Origin of the sequence: Paraclostridium sp. MRS3W1 (genome assembly GCF_032465715.1) — a bacterium.
GTDB classification, from domain to species: domain Bacteria; phylum Bacillota; class Clostridia; order Peptostreptococcales; family Peptostreptococcaceae; genus Paraclostridium; species Paraclostridium dentum.
The window spans coordinates 1-16,803 of record NZ_JAWDJM010000101.1; the positions used below are offsets into that span (position 1 = coordinate 1).

Here is a 16,803-nt window from a genome sequence, read left to right on the forward strand (position 1 = left end):
AGATGTGGTATAAGAGACAAGTTTATACACTGGCAGTTGTATTACTTCCATATGCAGAAGAAAGTACAAAAAAATCTATAGACAGAGCAATAGGAACTATTTTAGGAGCTATAGTACTTGGAATAATATATAAAGTAATTAATGGAAATTCAACATTAATGATACTTATATTTATGATATCACTATATTTAAACATATCTATTAGAAAATATAATATAAGATGTATATTTATAACTATGACAGCTATAACTGCAGTTAAGTTGATTTATCCAAATACAACAATTTTTACTCTATTAGAATACAGAGTAATATTAATATTATTTGCATCTATGTCTGCTGTAGTTATAACAAATTTAGTATTTCCATATAAAATTAATAATGATATGAAAAGTACAATAAATAGTTACATAAATTTTAATAAAGAAATATGTAACTTTATATCTTCAGAAGGTATAGATGATATAGACATTGAAAAAGTAATTGTGAAAAATAATTATTATTGGATGAGACTTAATTTTATAAATAATAAGCTAAAAGAAGAAAATATCGAGGAATTTTTAAAGAAACAAAATGACTTTTTTACAAATATAAGTTTCTCTATACTTTTAAGTGGAGGAATAGAAAGTGAAGTTAAATTAGTAAATAAACTATATAAAGAACTGAAAGAAACTACGTATAAAGATCAGAGTTTATATGAATTTTATAAAGTATTTTTTAATTCAAGAAAAAGCGATTTAGAAAAAGCAATAATGATAAGTTTATATAGGATATATCTAGATATGAAAGAAATTAGTTCTTTAGGAGATTTAGTTATTAAAGATAAAAAACAATAAATTTAAATATATCACAAAAATAATAGATAGAGATTAGCTCTATCTATTATTTTTTAACTATAAATTTTCATTTGCATCTTTGAAGTTTTTGCTCGTTTTTTTTAATAATCGTAAAAATTCTTTTTTTTCTTCATTAGTAAAATCTTTATATGCAGTTTCTTTTACTTGAGAAGAAATTAAATCAAAGCGGTCTTTTATACTTAATGCTTTTTCAGTTAAGCTTATATAAGTTACTCTTTTATCTATTAAACATTTATCTTTTTTTACATATCCTAAAATGATTAATTTATTTACCAATGACGTAACTGTAGATTTATCTTTTCCTATTTTTTTTGAAATTTCTTTCATTGTTAGCTGACCATTACTTTCATAAAGTGCAGTTAATATATTTCCGTGAGTAGGAATTAAGTCATTTAAATTATTAAGTTTCAAATTTTTATCTATAAATTTAATCATATTATCTTTAGTACGACTTATAAAATATATGATGTACTTATCTTTCAAAATCTCACCTCCAAATTAAGTTGAGTTTATATTTATTTATTATAATACAAAGTTTAGTAGGTATACAAATCTATAAGCGATTATGATTTGTAAAAACAGGGAATATATATATAAATAAATAAGTTGGAGGTAGTAACATGAAAAAATTAGCGACTTTTGCAGGTGGATGTTTTTGGTGTATGTTTAAACCTTTTAGTAAGTATGAAGGGATTGAAAAAATTGTAGCTGGTTACACAGGAGGATATGCAGAAAATCCTACATATGAAGAAGTATGTTCAGAAAATACAGGACATTTAGAAGCAATACAGTTAACATATGATGATGAATTAGTTAAATATGATGAATTATTAAAAATATATTGGAGACAAATAGATCCAACTGATGGTGGAGGACAATTTAATGATAGAGGAAATAGATATAAAACTGCAATTTTTTATCACGATGATAAACAAAAAGAAGAAGCTATAAAATCAAAACAAGAATTACAAGAAAGTGGGATTTTTAAAGAAGAAATAGCAACTAAGATACTTCCGGCAGAAATTTTTTATACAGCAGAAGAATATCACCAGGATTATTATAAAAAAAATCCAATACATTATGAAATGTATTTTAAGGTATCAGGAAGATATGATTTTATAAAAAATTTCTGGGATAAAAACAATAAAAAAAGAGAAGAACTAAAAAATAAATTAACGCCTATTCAGTTTGAGGTAACTCAAAATGATCAGACAGAACCTCCATTTGATAATGAATATTGGGATAATAAAGAAGAAGGTATATATGTAGATGTTGTCAGTGGAGAAGTATTATTTACATCAAAAGAAAAGTTTGACTCAGGCTGTGGTTGGCCAAGTTTTACAAAGCCAGTAAAAGAGGACGTTATAATTGAAAAAAGAGACTTTTCTCATGGAATGGTTAGGACAGAAGTAAGAAGTAAAAAAGCAAACTCTCATTTAGGGCATGTTTTTGATGATGGACCAAAAGAACATGGAGGACTTAGATATTGTATAAACTCGGCATCTCTTAAATTTATACCTAAAAGTAAAATGAAGGAAATGGGTTATTATGATTATATAAAGCTTATTGATTAAACTATTTGTAACTATAATTTAACCAAATAATGTATAGTGTAAGGTTATAATTATATTATAATTTTAAATAGGAAGTGAAAAGAAATGAATAAAGTAATTCAAAATCCGATAGCGGATGTGTTTAAATATTTAGCTATATCAATACTATTTTGTTTTTTAGGATATGGCTTTGGAGTAGCATTTGTACCAGAAAGTGTAGCTATGATTGCAAATATTATTGTTGTAGTAATGGTTGTTGCACTTTTAATACTGTGTTTAGTTTCTAGAAAAGGAATTATACCGGATAGGTTTAGTATGAATTGGGTATATTTATTTACTTTTATAGATGGAATAATTTTATACCCTATAATTCAAATGTATGTAGGTAGTTTAGGAAAAGAAATTGTAATAAGTGTTTTATTTATTACAGCTTTAATATTTCTTGTATTATCAACAATAGCAAGAAGAGAAAAAAGTGATAAGTATCTAAAATTAGGAAATACATTATTTGTAGGATTAATAATTTTAATTCCATTTACAATAATAGCTTCATTTATAGGATTTGGAGCATTTAATATAACTGTTACTGTATTTAGTATAATTATATTTAGTGGATACATACTATATGATGTAAGTTTAGTGAAATATGCAATAGAAAGTGGAAATATTAATGATAGCAAAGATTTATCTATACATGTTTTAAACTTATACTTAGACTTTATAAATATATTTTTAGATATATTAAATTTATTTTATGATTTTAAAGAATAATAAATACCCCCTAATTTTTTAGGGGGTATAGTTTTGCAGAAAGAAGGTGTTAATGTGAAGATAGGATTAATATCTGATACGCATAGTATGATAAGAAAAGAAGTTTTAAATCACTTTGAAGGGTGTGATTTAATTATACATGCAGGGGATATTGGAAGTATAGAAGTTATAGAGGAGCTAAGAAAAATTTCTGATGTTAAGTTTATAAAAGGGAATTGTGATAAAAAAGCTGAATTTGAAAGTATTCGAGAAGATATTTTGATACAATTTGATAGTACCAAAATATATGTAGTACATGATATAAAGACTATTGAGAAGGATTTAAATAAAATTGGTGTAGATATAGTTATATATGGACATTCTCACAAAAGTGAAAATTATATAAAAGATAAAATATTATATATAAATCCAGGATCAGCGGGACCTAAGAGATTTAAATTACCTACTACAATTGCTACACTTAACATAATAAAAGGTAAAGATGCTGAAATAAATTTAATAGAATTATAAAGGAGTATGTTAAAGATGAAAAGATATAATGTATTTATAGATAAAATTATAGAGAATTCGCCAGATTTTTTAACTATTGAGGAAGACAATGAAACTTATTTATCATTTGATTACTTTGTAAATAATTTAAGTGATAAAGCCATGCCGTGGTTATTTAAGGTTTATTTAGATAAAAAATTTAATATAATAGTTGAAGATAAAATAAGCAAATATGCAGAAGACAAATATAGCAAATACAATTTGAAAATTAAAGATTTAAATGGGAATATATTTTTAAACTCAGACTTAATGATTATCATTTTAAATGAATTAAATGAAGCGAATCAATTAGAATACAATGATATTGAAAGAACGTTTTCATTAAAGTAGGCGTTATTTTACCAAATTATAGGGTTTTAGTGTTATAATTATATCAAAGGGAAGTTTTTAAGCATAAAAATTTATTATGGAGGGTTTTAAGATGTCTTTTAAATTAAGGGAATATAGAGAACCAGATTTTACACAAGATGTATTTGTTAATGCTCCTGATGCAAGCTATGGAGTTGTAGAAAAAGATGGTGTAGCACCAGAAAATTATCATGCAATGTCGATTTACCCAGAATATTTTAAAGTAAATGGTAAATGGGTGTTAGCTGAAGAAACTAGAATGGACTGCGTACCTATAATAACTAATGATGATAAAATAGATGTAGTAGAGTTTAGAAGACTTAAAGTTGGGGACAAAGTTATAGTAGGAAGAACAGAAAATGCAAAAGATGGAATTTACTTATATCCTAATGGATTCCAAACAGAAGAAGAAGCTCAGGGAGATGTTTTCGCATTTAGATCAGGAAGATCAAGAGAAACTTCTTACACTAAAGATTATGAAAATCTATATGAATTATTAAAATATGAAAAAGAACATGGATACATAGTATGGGTTCTAGGGCCTGCAGCTGTATTTGCTAAAGGAGCTAGAGATTCTATGGCATCATTAATAGATAATGGTTATGTAAATGCATTTTTAGGTGGAAATGCAGTTGCAACTCATGACTTAGAGGCAGGAGTATTTGGAACTGCACTAGGACAACATGTATATACACAAGAATCTATACAAAATGGACACTATCACCATCTAGATTTATTAAATAAAGCTAGAGGAGCAGGATCTATAGAAAAATTAATAGAAAATGAAAATATACAAGATGGAATAATCCATGCTTGTGTTAAAAATAATGTACCTATAGTTCTTGGGGGATCTATAAGAGATGATGGACCATTACCAATAGTTTATGGGGACGTTTACCAAGCACAAGATGCTATGAGAAGTCATGTAAAAAAAGCTACAACAGTAATTTGTTTAGCTACTCAACTTCATACTATAGCTGTAGGAAATATGACTCCTTCTTATAGGGTTGTAGATGGAAAAGTAAGACCTGTTCATTTCTATACTATAGATATATCTGAATTTGCAGTTAATAAGTTAAGAGATAGAGGTAGCTTAGAAGTTATAACTATGGTGACAAATGTACAAGATTTATTAGAAAAATTAGCTAAAAACTTAGTTGACTAATACTTGGAAATAAATAAATTTGCATTAAAGAAGCTATAAGAATTATATAATTCTTATAGCTTTTTATTTTTAATATAACTAATATTATATAGTATAAAGCGCATTTGTTTGTATATGATTGTAATATGTGATAAAAATAGAGATATACGATTAAATTTATAATAAATTTTAAACTTTATATAAATTGATATAATGCAAAAAAATGTATATTATATAAAGAAAAAGATATTATATTTATAGAATTTAAACTCATAGATATAGAAAGGATAATAATGTTTGGATATGTTAGAATAAATAAGATGGATTTAACATTTAGAGAGTTTGACACATATAAGGGATATTATTGTGGTTTGTGCAAGTATTTAAAGGAAAATCATGGAGAGATATCTAGACTGTCTCTAAATTATGATATAACTTTTTTAATCTTACTTTTAACTTCTGTTTATAGGCCTAAAGCTACTATAACTAAAGAGGCGTGTATAGCTAATCCTATAAATAAAAAAATGAGAATAGTTAATGAGATTACGGAATACGCTGCTAGCATGAATGTACTTTTAACTTACTATAAGTTAGAAGATAATTTAAATGATGATAAAGGAATCAAAGATATACTAGCTTATAATATATACAAAGGAAAGCTAAAAAAAGCTTATGATAAATATCCTGAAAAAGCAGATTATATAAAACAACAATTGGAAAATCTAAAAAAGCTAGAAGATGAAAAGAGTACCAATATAGATGCAGTTTCTAATACATTTGGAAATCTTATGGGGGAAATTTTTTCTTACAAGGACGATCAATATAGAGATGATTTAAGAAATATTGGATTTAATATAGGTAAATATATATATACATTAGATGCTTATGAAGATTTAGATAAAGACGTAAAAAAAGGAAGATATAATCCTTTTATTGAATACATAGATAAAAAAGAAGAACTAAAACAAAAGGTGGATAGACTTATATCTATAAGCTTAGGATATTTAGCACAGTCTATAGATAATCTACATATAAAAGCTAATATAAACATTATAGAGAATATAGTTTATTCAGGTGTTTATCTTAGATATAAAAATATTTTAAATAAAGGGTGTGAAGTTAATGTACAACAATCCTACTTATAATGAAAAGTTCAACTTGGCAAAAGAATTTATAAGCAATAAAGAATTTCAAAAGGGATATGACATATTAATATCTATAGTTGATAAAAGTAGTGCTAGCTGGAATTATCTTATAGGAATAGCATCTTTAAATTTAGGTTATTACGAGCAAGGAGAATCATACTTAAAAAAAGCTATAAGCATAGAACCTGAAAATAAAGTTTATGAAGATGCAATTACAAGATATAACAATAACTATGACAACTATAATAGGAGAGCTCATAATTACAATAGAAGAAGACATAATGGCTTAGATGGATGCTGTTGTTGTTGCTGTTGTGATGATTGCTGCTGCTGTGGAGACGATTTCTGTGAAGTTTGTACGAAATTATGGTGTCTAGATAGTATATGCGAATGCTTTGGTGGTGACTTTATAGAGTGTTGTTAGGATATGGATATGAGTAAAAAAATAGCATATACTGGAATTTTACTGTCTTTAAACATAATTTTATTAATTTTATCAAACATAATTCCCATTAATACTTTGTTTTTTATGGGGGCAGCTTCTTTTATAGTTTCTATAGTAATAATAGAGTATGGAGGAAAATATGGAGCAATATTTTCTATAGCATCGATTCTATTGAGCTTCTTTATTATACCAAATAAAGCCCAGTGGATTTTTTATGTATTTACATTTGGAATTTATGGATTAGTAAAATATTTGATAGAAAAAAATCAAAGGGTATATATAGAACTAGTTTTAAAAATAGCTTTTGCTAATCTAGTTGCAGTGTTGCTATATATAAGTCTCAAAGCGTTTATATTCATACCGATGAACTTATTTACTGTAATTGGATTTGAAATAGGTTTTATTGTATATGACTATGTATATACTCTATTTATTGAATACTATGATGTTAAGATTAAGAAAATAATTAAGTTTAAATAAAAATTCGCTTCGCTCATGTCGCTCAAATTATAGTATATTTATAAAATTAAGTTTGAGGGTTTATTAACAGTTTTTTCGATAATCATGATTTGCTTAAGCGTAAAAAATCCCACTCTTTAACAGATAAAGAGTGGGATTTTAAAATTTCCTGGGAAATTTTAAATTAAATTAGATTAAAATGTCTTAACTGGATATCTTCTAAAGGTTTTCTGCAAGATTTGCAACAAAATGTAGAATTTGCATCCTCAAAAACACCAGTTGATTTATTAAAGTTTGAATTTACTTCTTTTAAAATTCCTACTGTAGGTATGTGAGATCCACATGTGCCACAGTTTTCTACTGTTGTTAAAGTTTCTAATTGTTTAGGTGTAATATCATTTATTTTATTATTACAGTTAATGCAAGTTACGTAATCTAATTCTTCTGGATTTGATCTAATGATTTTTCTATCATATGCTGAATATGTGCAATTAGAAGAAATTAGAACTTTGTATCCTGTCTCATATATATTAGAATTACAATGAGGACAGTTATACGAAACAGTTAATTTTGTATTTTCATGTAAAGTATTAGGTTCATAGACTGAATCTACTATATCAGATACTTCCTCATCAGATAAATAAGCTAGTACGTCTATTGAATTTTCAGAACGAGCTATATCTATTAAATGGTTTTTAACACAATTAAATGATATGTTTTTAGATTTAGAATTTAAATTAAAATTATTTACTTCCACAGCAAATTTTATAATCGAAACATAATTATATTTAGCTGCGAAAAATAAAGACATTTCATCAAAGTCTTTATCTGTTGATTTTTCTAAAAAATCTAACCATAAATCAGGATTATCTAAGTATAGTGTTTTACTTAAATGTTCTATATCATCTTCTAATCTTTTCATAAAATCGCTATCATTTGTTAAAGTCATTAATACCTCCTAAAATTATATATCTAGAACATCGACAGATGCAGGTAGTTGGTAAACTAAATCTTTTCTCTCTATTATTATTTTAGATATATCCTTTATATTTTCATCATTACTTATTTGGTGAAGAAGTTCTTTAGTAGGATTTATAGCAACAGGATTACCTACTCTTCTAAGCATATTTATATCTCCATTTGTATCTCCATATGCATATGATTTAGATAAATCAATATTATACTTTTCAACAAAGTCATTAATAGCTACATTTTTACTAGCTGAGTCCCACATAGGAATCACTTCTCCATTAAATTTACCGTCTTCAAAGACATAAGTACTACCTATGAAATCGGTAGCATTATATTTAGTTGCCATTTTAGAAACTAAGAAATCCGGACTTCCAGAAATGAATATTACAATGTGACCTTGGTCTAAATGCCATTTTATTTGAGAACGAGTATATTTATAAACTCTATCAGATTTTAACTTTATAACTTGATTACTAGTAAAATGTATAGAACATAAGTCTAAACCTTTTAGAGATTCAACATATATATCACAAACCTCAAATAAATAATCATCATAGTTCCCCTGTCTCTTGTCCCAGTTAACAAATGTATCTCTAGCATTAGTTAACCATACCTTTTCATCTACGATTTCATAGCGTATTAGTTTCTTGAAGTGCTCAACCATTAGAGAATCTCTATACAGAGTCCCATCTATATCAAAGAAAGCTGCAGTTTTTTTCATATATATCACCTCAATTAATGCGATTTTTCTTTTATCTATTATATTATAAATTTAGCATATAGTTGTAAAAATATAAGAAATAATTTAAAATTAATTTTTAAATGGGTATATTGTTATTATATAAACTGAATATATCAATAGGGTTTATTATAGATTTGGATTTAAAATAAACAGGTTCAAGGAAGGATGTTTGATAAAATGGATTTCATTTTTGCAAAGGTTACGAATTCAAGACTTATGGGAAGTATGGGACTTATAATTGGATGGGAAGATAATGATGACATTGTGTATCAGTATTTTTTAATAGATGCAGAAGGGTTAGGAATAGCTGACTATGTAAGTTTAAGAAACGCTTCGTATGAAGAATTAAATAGAGAGCAAGAGAGATTAATGGGAGGACTAGGAGCTGATAGAATCCAACTTACAGAAGAAGAAGCTCTTAGTTTAGTCAATTACTATGGTAAAAAAACATATTATTGGGAAAAAGAATTACCTGGTAACATTGAAGAATATATAGACTTCATAGATAAATATGAATCGAAAATTAATATATTTGATTTGTATCCAAAAATATGTAAAAAAGTTGATAATGATATAGAATTTATCAATTACATGACTATGAGATTTATTGCATGGGATAAAGATAGTTTAAAATACTTTTCTAATAATGAAAAAATTTCAGAAATGCATATAACAAATATTAATGGGGCTCTTTTAAAGAATAAAGTTACTAAAAAAGAGGATGGTATGTATTTATGTGATGTTTTATATGAAGATAGTGACGGATATTACACTTGTAAGTTAGCTTTCCATATAACTTACAAAAACGATGAATATAAAATAGATTCTCTAATGTTTACAGATAAAGCTGATATTTATGACTTTGAAGTATTTGATGAAATATCAAAGCCAGAATACATAGCTATATATGATTTAAAAGATAAAACAGAGTTCTTAGATAAATTTTATAAATTAAATCCATTTGTATTAAAAAGTGAACTTGATTTAGGAATGTTATTTACAAGATTTAATTTTGATAATAATCATGTAAAAAAAGAAATTTATGTAATAAACAATGATTTAAGTGCACTATATTATCAAATGAACAATAAGTTTTTTGTTGCGACATACAATGAAAAAGATAGACTGTATATAAATAAATTAATACAATGTAACTTTAAAAATTATGTAACATTAGAAGAAGAAATATTTTTTGAACAAAATGTTCTATATGATTTTGTTGAGTCTGAATCTGAAGATTTTTATGATTTTTTAGATTAATTTGGCAAAAATTGACAAGAAAGGTTATAAATCTTATAATTTGGGTATAAAGTGATTATTAAAAGTTATAGGAGGGGTTAAGATGAGTTTAGCAAAAAAAATAGAACAAAAAAGAAGAGCAAAAAAAGTAGCAGAAAGAAATAAAAAAATGAAAATAGCTACAGTAGGAGTAGCAGCAGGTGTTACAGCTGGAGCACTAGGTGGAATATTATTAGCACCTAAGTCAGGTAAAGAAACTAGATTAGATTTAAAAGATAAATCTCAAAAAGTTGCAACTACTGTAAATGAAAAATCTCAACAGGCAAAAGTTAAAGTAAATGAGAAATTAAACAATGGAAAAGCAAATTTCCAAGAATCTAAGAATAAAATAAAAGAGTACTTACAAAGTAAGAAAAATTTAAATGAAAATGAAGAGATAGAAAATGAAGATGTTATTAAGCTAGAACAAAGCGAAACACAAGGAGCTTAATATGTATATAGATATAAATGCAATATATTTTGTATTAGCTGTATTAGGATGTATAGCAATTTTATACTTGATATTTACATTAAAGAATTTAAATGAATTTATAAAAAATATAATGAATTTAATTTCTTCTAATTCTCAAAACATAACTACTACAATCAATAGATTACCGGAAGTAGCAGACAATTTTAGTGAGATAAGTGATAATTTAAAAGATGTTACAGAAGTTATAACAGATACAACTGCGGATTTTATAGTAGCGAAAGAAAGCGTAAAATCTAACGTTGAAATTGCGACAGATATATTAAAGATTGTAAAAGGTGTTGTTAGTAAATAGAATAAACATAAAAAAAGCCCTAGTAAACTCTAGGGCTTTTTTCTTGTATTTATAATATTGGGGGAATATTATGAGGAATACATTAATAGTATTAGCTCAATTTTTAAACTTTATACATAAAATTTAAAAAAATTTCCCTTATTATAAATTTACATTTCCTCTTCATCGAATTCTTCTATGTTTATATTAGGCATGCCGGGCATACCAGGCATACAACCCATCATAGGCATCATCATAGGCATACCACCCATTTGTTGTTTTGAATGGTCTGGATAGCCTCCTCCCATAGAATCCTGCATTAAGTTATCCATACCAGGATTTCCCATAGGATTCATATTTGGCATACAACCCATCATTTGCATCATCTGCATCATTTGCATGTACATTTGCATAAGCATATTAGGATCTATACCACCACTCATCATAGGATTCATCATATAAGGGTTCATATACATCATAGGATTATTTTGATAAGGATTTTGTAACTGATCAGCTTGATTATCAGTACTAGGTTGTTTTTTAGTATTTTGACAATTAGGTTGATTCATCATGTAAGGGTTCATATATATCATAGGATTAACATAAGGCATAGGATATATATATTTATTATCCATGTCAGAAAACATAGGGTTCATATAACCATCGAAATTCATAAGTTAATAACCTCCTAAATAAAAGACTTTCGAATCTTACTTCTGAAAACACTTTATTATATATATATAATAAAAAAACTATTATTATGTGCATTAAAAAATAAATTTATATAATTGTTGCAAAAAAATAAGTAGAGTTCTATAATATTATATATGAACAATTATTCATATATTTGTATATATAATATTGAGGAGGAAATATAAATGAAATATGACATAGAAGAAATTAAAGACTGTTCTTGTGAAGAGATACATGAAGAACTAATATGTAAAGCTAAGGATCATATGCCTCAAGAAGAAACTTTATATGATTTAGCAGAGCTTTTTAAAGTATTTGGAGATACAACAAGAATAAAAATTTTATACGCTTTATTTTCAAGTGAAATGTGTGTATGTGATATAGCTGATTTATTAGGAATGACACACTCTGCAATATCACATCAATTAAGAGTTTTAAAACAAGCAAGATTAGTTAAATTTAGAAAAGAAGGTAAGGTAGTTTACTATTCTCTAGATGATAACCATATAAGTCAGATCTTTAACTGCGGATTATCTCATATTCAAGAGACTTACAATAAATAAATCAATTAAAAAGGAAGGGGATATTATGAGTACAAGTGCTATCAAAAAAAGAGAAATAGTACTAGACGGTTTAAATTGTGCACATTGCGCAGAAGTTATAAATGAAAAAGTTAATAAATTACAAGAAGTAGATTCAGCCAATTTAAACTTTATAAATAAAGTACTAACAGTAAATATAGATTCTGAATTTGATCAAGAGGAAGCAATAAACAAAATAATAAAAATAATAGATGATACAGAGCCAGGTTTAAATATTAAGGTAAAAGAAGAAAAGACTAAGGGCAAAAAGAAAGAGTTAATTCTAAATGGATTAAATTGTGCACATTGTGCAGAGGTAATCTGTGAAAAAGTGGATAAGTTAACTGATGTAGAAAGTGCGAATCTTAACTTTATCAACAAGGTTTTAACAGTTAATTTAGTATCTACATCAAATTCAAAAGAAACTATGGATAAGGTAATAGATATTATAAATTCAACAGAGCCAGGATTAGACATTCAATACAAAGAGAAAAAAGCTACTGTAAGTAAAAAAGAAGAAAAAACAGTAGAAAATGATAAAAAAGAGTTAATTAAACTTGTAATTGGAGTTTTAGTTTATATATTTGGAATATATGAAATTGCTACAGGAAGCGAGTCAAGTTTTAGTACGGTAGTTTTCATAGTTGCATATTTAATAGTTGGTTCAGATGTACTATTAAAAGCCATTAAAAATATAGGAAAAGGACAAATCTTTGATGAAAACTTTTTAATGTCAATAGCTACAGTAGGTGCATTAGCTATAGGAGAGTCAGCAGAAGCAGTAGGAGTTATGGTATTTTATAAATTAGGAGAGTTCTTGCAAGCTAAAGCTGTTGGTAAATCTAGAAAATCTATAGCTTCTCTTATGGAGATTAGACCAGATTATGCTAACCTAAAAATAGGTTCTGAAATAAAAGAGGTATCGCCTTACGATGTAGAAGTTGGAGATATTATAATAGTTAAACCAGGTGAAAAAATACCTTTAGATGGTGTTATAGTTGATGGATTTAGTATGGTAGACACATCTGCATTAACTGGAGAATCTTTACTTAGAGAGGTTGGTAAGGGTGAAGATGTTTTATCTGGGTTTATAAATAAAAATGCAGTTTTAACTATATCTGTTCAAAAAGAGTTTGAAGAGTCTACGGTTTCTAAAATTTTAGACTTAGTAGAAAATGCAAGTGCTAAAAAATCTAAAACAGAAAACTTTATAACTAGATTCTCTAAATATTATACGCCGATAGTTGTTATATCAGCTCTTTTAATTGCTATAGTTCCACCGGTTATTATACCGGGAGCATCATTTAACGATTGGTTCTATAGAGGGCTTATATTCTTAGTTGTTTCTTGCCCTTGTGCACTTGTTTTATCTATACCATTAAGTTTCTTCAGTGGAATTGGATACGCATCAAAACAAGGAATACTTATAAAAGGAAGTAGTTATTTAGAAGCTTTAAGAAATGTAGATACAGTTGTGTTTGATAAAACAGGAACTCTTACAAAAGGTGTATTCGATGTAACATATATAAAACCTGTAGGAATAAGTGAAGATGAATTACTAAAATATGCAGCTATTGCAGAAATAAACTCAAATCATCCTATAGCTAAATCTATAGTTAAACATTATAAAGAAAATGTAGATCTAGATAAGGTAAATAACTATGAAGAAATAGCAGCACATGGGATTAAAGTAGATTATGAAGGAGAGCATATATTAGCTGGAAATGAAAAATTAATGTTAAGTGAAAATATATTCTTTTCAAAAGCTAAGGAAGTCGGTACAGTTGTATATATAGCTGTTAATAAAAGATATAGCGGATATATAGTAATATCTGATACAGTTAAGGATGATTCTAAAGCTTGTATAGAAGGACTTAAAAATATAGGAATTAAAGAAACTGTTATGTTAACAGGGGATAATCAGGCAGTAGCTAATGATATATCTGAAAAATTAGGCTTAGACAAGGTTTATTCGAATTTACTACCAACAGACAAAGTTGATAAGTTAGAAGAATTATATGATGGAAGACAAGAAAATGAAAAAATTGCATTTGTTGGAGATGGTATAAATGATGCTCCTGTTCTTGCTAGAGCAGATGTAGGTATTGCAATGGGAGGATTAGGATCTGACGCAGCAATTGAAGCTGCAGATGTTGTTCTTATGACAGATGAACCTAGCAATATTGTTAAAGCTATCAAAATTGCTAAGAAGACTAATAAAATAGTATGGCAAAATATTGTATTTGCTTTAGGTGTTAAAGTAATAGTGTTAATACTAGGAGCAGGTGGAGTAGCAACTATGTGGGAAGCTATATTTGCAGATGTAGGTGTTGCTTTAATAGCTGTACTAAATGCAATGAGAGTTATGAAATAAATTTAGATAATAGTGAACAGGCATAAATTTATAAATTTATGCCTGTTGTTTTATTATCTTTAATATTTGGGCAGGATAATAGATAGTTTAAAAGGTCTGGAGGGGTTAGCGATGGGAAGTCGGGATAATAATGAAATGACAAATGAAATTATTGAAATTTTAAAGGCAAAGTTAGTTAAGGATTATGAAAAGGGATTTACAAAAAGAGATGCACATCCAAAAGGGCTAGGAGTATTAAAAGGAATATTTATTGTAGATGATGATTTAAATAAAGATTTAGAAACAGAAGTTTTTCAATCTGGAAAAAAATATAATTGTTTTATAAGATTTTCTAGTGGTGGAAATAAGGTTAAAAGTGATAAGAGTAAAGATATTAGAGGCATGGCTATTAAATTAATTGGAGTAAGTGGTGATAAATTAATAGATGATGAAAAAATGACTCAGGATTTTGTTATGCTTACTATACCAACTATGCCTATAGGAACATTACCTCTATTCAGAGATTCTATATATTATATGGTTAAAAAAAAGAATCCAATTGCTTTGATGTATAGTTTATATAAATCAGATAAATTAAATATAATTAAAGACCTTATAGAAGGAAGATCAAACCAAACAAGTCCGCTAGATGTAAGCTATTTTAGTACGACTCCATATGCTTATAAAAATAAAATAGTTAAGTTTTGTGTGAAACCAAATTCGAAATATAAAAGTGAATTACCTAAAAGACTTACATACAACTATCTTTCAGAAAATATGCAAAAACATTTAATTGATAATGAAGCTAGTTTTGAATTTTATATCCAAATTCAAACGAATTCGAAGTCTATGCCTATAAATGATTCATCTATTGAATGGGATGAAGAAGAGTCACCCCTTATTAAAATTGGTAAAATAATAATTCCAAGACAATGGTTTATAACAGATACTAGAAGTGAAATGGGAGAAAAGTTATCTTTCTCGCCAGGGCATTGCAGTGTGGAACATAGACCATTAGGAGATATAAACTTAGCTCGTGTAAAAATATACAGAGAACTTAGTGAATTTAGACATAAAAGAAATTATAGAGAATGTATAGAGCCGACGGTAGAAGATTTTAAAAAACTTAAATAAAATTAAAAAAGCCCTACTTACCTATGATGTAAGCAGGGCTTTTTATTTATATTACATATTTAAATACACAATAAAAATGAGTTAGGCTTCCTAACATAACGAATATATGGAAAATATCATGAAAACCTAAATATTTAAAATCAAGACATTTAGGTTTAACTCCATATATTATTCCACCTATAGTGTAGAAAACTCCACCAAGAGCTAAATAAAAAACTCCTTGAGGCGATATTGCTTTAGATAAAGGTCCTATTATAAAAATAGATATCCATCCCATTCCTATATATATAGAAGTAGATAGCCATCTAGGGCAATTAAACCAAAGCATTTTAAATAAGACACCAGCAACAGCTATTCCAGATACTACAGCGAAAAGAGTGAATCCTTTAGCTCCGTTTAAAGCAATTAAGCAAAATGGCGTATATGAACCTGCTATTAAAATGAAAATCATAGAGTGATCAAGCTTTCTTAAAAACTTAATTACTTTTTCAGATGAAACTACCAAATGGTATGTTGCAGATGCAGAGTATAAAAGCATCATACTTATACCGAATATTATAACCGCAGTTAGATTTACTATAGTAGGACTAGTAATTGTTGTTTTTATAACTAATGCTAGTAATCCAACAAATGAAAGTATAGCTCCTGCTAAATGAGTAAAACCACTTACGGGTTCTCTAAGGTACGTACCCAACGCAATCCCTCCTTAATTAGAATGATACATTATTGTATTCATAATTATGTCCAATATATATCTGTTTAAAATATTTTAACATATTTATTCTGAATTTTATGTTAAATCTGCTGAATATTAAATAAAAAAATAAAAAAGTTTTAAAAAACTGTTGACGTTATTTCAAAATGGTGATAAAGTATTACTTGTCCTTAAGAAACGGACGAAACACAAAAGAGAAAATGAACTTTGAAAATTAAACAGTAGGTTAATTATAAAAATTCTTTTTAAAAGAATTAAACACAAACAACCAAGCCAGATATTCAGATAATGATTAGCTGAGCG

At 27.0% G+C, this 16,803-nt stretch carries 20 protein-coding genes; 15 read left to right on the forward strand and 5 right to left on the reverse strand.

Annotation, left to right across the window (positions count from 1 at the left end):
• Window positions 1–833: FUSC family protein (locus RWY47_RS07765; RefSeq protein WP_316030288.1), on the forward strand; the 833-nt coding region annotated here is incomplete at its 5' end.
• A 57-nt stretch (window positions 834–890) separates the two neighbouring features.
• Here RWY47_RS07765 and RWY47_RS07770 read toward each other — a convergent pair.
• Window positions 891–1,337, reverse strand: a complete 447-nt coding sequence (locus RWY47_RS07770) for a MarR family winged helix-turn-helix transcriptional regulator (RefSeq protein WP_224170822.1) — start codon at window positions 1,335–1,337, stop codon at window positions 891–893.
• A gap of 137 nt (window positions 1,338–1,474) precedes the next feature.
• Between RWY47_RS07770 and msrB the strand changes: the two genes are divergently transcribed.
• From msrB to RWY47_RS07810, 8 genes are all read left to right on the forward strand, one after another.
• On the forward strand, window positions 1,475–2,428 hold the full coding sequence (gene msrB / locus RWY47_RS07775; protein WP_150841870.1) for a peptide-methionine (R)-S-oxide reductase MsrB: 954 nt from the start codon (window positions 1,475–1,477) through the stop codon (window positions 2,426–2,428).
• A gap of 84 nt (window positions 2,429–2,512) precedes the next feature.
• Window positions 2,513–3,178, forward strand: a complete 666-nt coding sequence (locus RWY47_RS07780; RefSeq protein ID WP_021428253.1) for a Bax inhibitor-1/YccA family protein — start codon at window positions 2,513–2,515, stop codon at window positions 3,176–3,178.
• A 33-nt stretch (window positions 3,179–3,211) separates the two neighbouring features.
• Complete coding sequence (locus tag RWY47_RS07785) at window positions 3,212–3,688, forward strand: metallophosphoesterase family protein (RefSeq protein ID WP_150841871.1); 477 nt, start codon at window positions 3,212–3,214, stop codon at window positions 3,686–3,688.
• A gap of 15 nt (window positions 3,689–3,703) precedes the next feature.
• Complete coding sequence (locus RWY47_RS07790) at window positions 3,704–4,057, forward strand: hypothetical protein (protein ID WP_168932529.1); 354 nt, start codon at window positions 3,704–3,706, stop codon at window positions 4,055–4,057.
• A 91-nt stretch (window positions 4,058–4,148) separates the two neighbouring features.
• Window positions 4,149–5,240: an ornithine cyclodeaminase family domain gene (locus tag RWY47_RS07795; protein ID WP_021428242.1), complete on the forward strand. Its 1,092-nt coding sequence runs from the start codon at window positions 4,149–4,151 to the stop codon at window positions 5,238–5,240.
• Window positions 5,241–5,512: 272 nt separating this feature from the next.
• Window positions 5,513–6,364, forward strand: a complete 852-nt coding sequence (locus RWY47_RS07800) for a DUF5685 family protein (protein ID WP_025161325.1) — start codon at window positions 5,513–5,515, stop codon at window positions 6,362–6,364.
• On the forward strand, window positions 6,342–6,788 hold the full coding sequence (locus RWY47_RS07805; protein WP_035117608.1) for a 'four-disulfide core' protein: 447 nt from the start codon (window positions 6,342–6,344) through the stop codon (window positions 6,786–6,788). Before RWY47_RS07800 ends, RWY47_RS07805 begins: the two co-directional genes overlap by 23 nt.
• 9 nt (window positions 6,789–6,797) lie before the next feature.
• On the forward strand, window positions 6,798–7,289 hold the full coding sequence (locus tag RWY47_RS07810; protein ID WP_150841872.1) for a hypothetical protein: 492 nt from the start codon (window positions 6,798–6,800) through the stop codon (window positions 7,287–7,289).
• Window positions 7,290–7,452: 163 nt separating this feature from the next.
• On the opposite strand, the gene RWY47_RS07815 is transcribed toward RWY47_RS07810, so the two are convergent.
• Both RWY47_RS07815 and RWY47_RS07820 read right to left on the reverse strand, forming a co-directional pair.
• Window positions 7,453–8,217: a hypothetical protein gene (locus RWY47_RS07815; protein WP_168932528.1), complete on the reverse strand. Its 765-nt coding sequence runs from the start codon at window positions 8,215–8,217 to the stop codon at window positions 7,453–7,455.
• Between the two features lie 15 nt (window positions 8,218–8,232).
• Window positions 8,233–8,961 (reverse strand): HAD family hydrolase, encoded by a 729-nt coding sequence (locus RWY47_RS07820; RefSeq protein WP_021428285.1) that lies wholly within the window; start codon window positions 8,959–8,961, stop codon window positions 8,233–8,235.
• 198 nt (window positions 8,962–9,159) lie between these two features.
• Between RWY47_RS07820 and RWY47_RS07825 the strand changes: the two genes are divergently transcribed.
• The 3 genes from RWY47_RS07825 (at window position 9,160) to RWY47_RS07835 (ending at window position 11,045) form a co-directional block, all read left to right on the forward strand.
• On the forward strand, window positions 9,160–10,242 hold the full coding sequence (locus RWY47_RS07825) for a hypothetical protein (RefSeq protein WP_150841874.1): 1,083 nt from the start codon (window positions 9,160–9,162) through the stop codon (window positions 10,240–10,242).
• An 82-nt stretch (window positions 10,243–10,324) separates the two neighbouring features.
• Window positions 10,325–10,711 carry a YtxH domain-containing protein gene (locus RWY47_RS07830; RefSeq protein ID WP_035117604.1) on the forward strand — a complete coding sequence of 129 codons (387 nt, stop codon included), beginning with the start codon at window positions 10,325–10,327 and terminating at the stop codon, window positions 10,709–10,711.
• Window position 10,712: 1 nt separating this feature from the next.
• Window positions 10,713–11,045 (forward strand): lipoprotein, encoded by a 333-nt coding sequence (locus tag RWY47_RS07835; protein ID WP_021428347.1) that lies wholly within the window; start codon window positions 10,713–10,715, stop codon window positions 11,043–11,045.
• Window positions 11,046–11,194: 149 nt separating this feature from the next.
• Here the strand turns inward: RWY47_RS07835 and RWY47_RS07840 are convergent, their stop codons facing one another.
• Window positions 11,195–11,698, reverse strand: a complete 504-nt coding sequence (locus RWY47_RS07840; RefSeq protein ID WP_142729619.1) for a hypothetical protein — start codon at window positions 11,696–11,698, stop codon at window positions 11,195–11,197.
• Between the two features lie 204 nt (window positions 11,699–11,902).
• Here RWY47_RS07840 and RWY47_RS07845 point away from each other — a divergent pair, with 204 nt between their 5' ends.
• The 3 genes from RWY47_RS07845 to RWY47_RS07855 all read left to right on the forward strand — a co-directional run bounded on the left by RWY47_RS07845 (window position 11,903) and on the right by RWY47_RS07855 (window position 15,785).
• Window positions 11,903–12,280, forward strand: a complete 378-nt coding sequence (locus RWY47_RS07845) for an ArsR/SmtB family transcription factor (RefSeq protein WP_021428286.1) — start codon at window positions 11,903–11,905, stop codon at window positions 12,278–12,280.
• Window positions 12,281–12,305: 25 nt separating this feature from the next.
• Complete coding sequence (locus RWY47_RS07850; RefSeq protein ID WP_150841875.1) at window positions 12,306–14,672, forward strand: heavy metal translocating P-type ATPase; 2,367 nt, start codon at window positions 12,306–12,308, stop codon at window positions 14,670–14,672.
• A 111-nt stretch (window positions 14,673–14,783) separates the two neighbouring features.
• A complete protein-coding gene (locus RWY47_RS07855; RefSeq protein WP_150841876.1) occupies window positions 14,784–15,785 on the forward strand; it encodes a catalase in 1,002 nt (333 codons plus the stop codon).
• 46 nt (window positions 15,786–15,831) lie between these two features.
• Here RWY47_RS07855 and trhA read toward each other — a convergent pair whose 3' ends face one another.
• Window positions 15,832–16,479, reverse strand: coding sequence for a PAQR family membrane homeostasis protein TrhA (trhA, locus tag RWY47_RS07860; RefSeq protein WP_025161316.1), 648 nt, complete (start codon window positions 16,477–16,479; stop codon window positions 15,832–15,834).
• Between the last annotated feature and the right edge of the window lie 324 nt (window positions 16,480–16,803).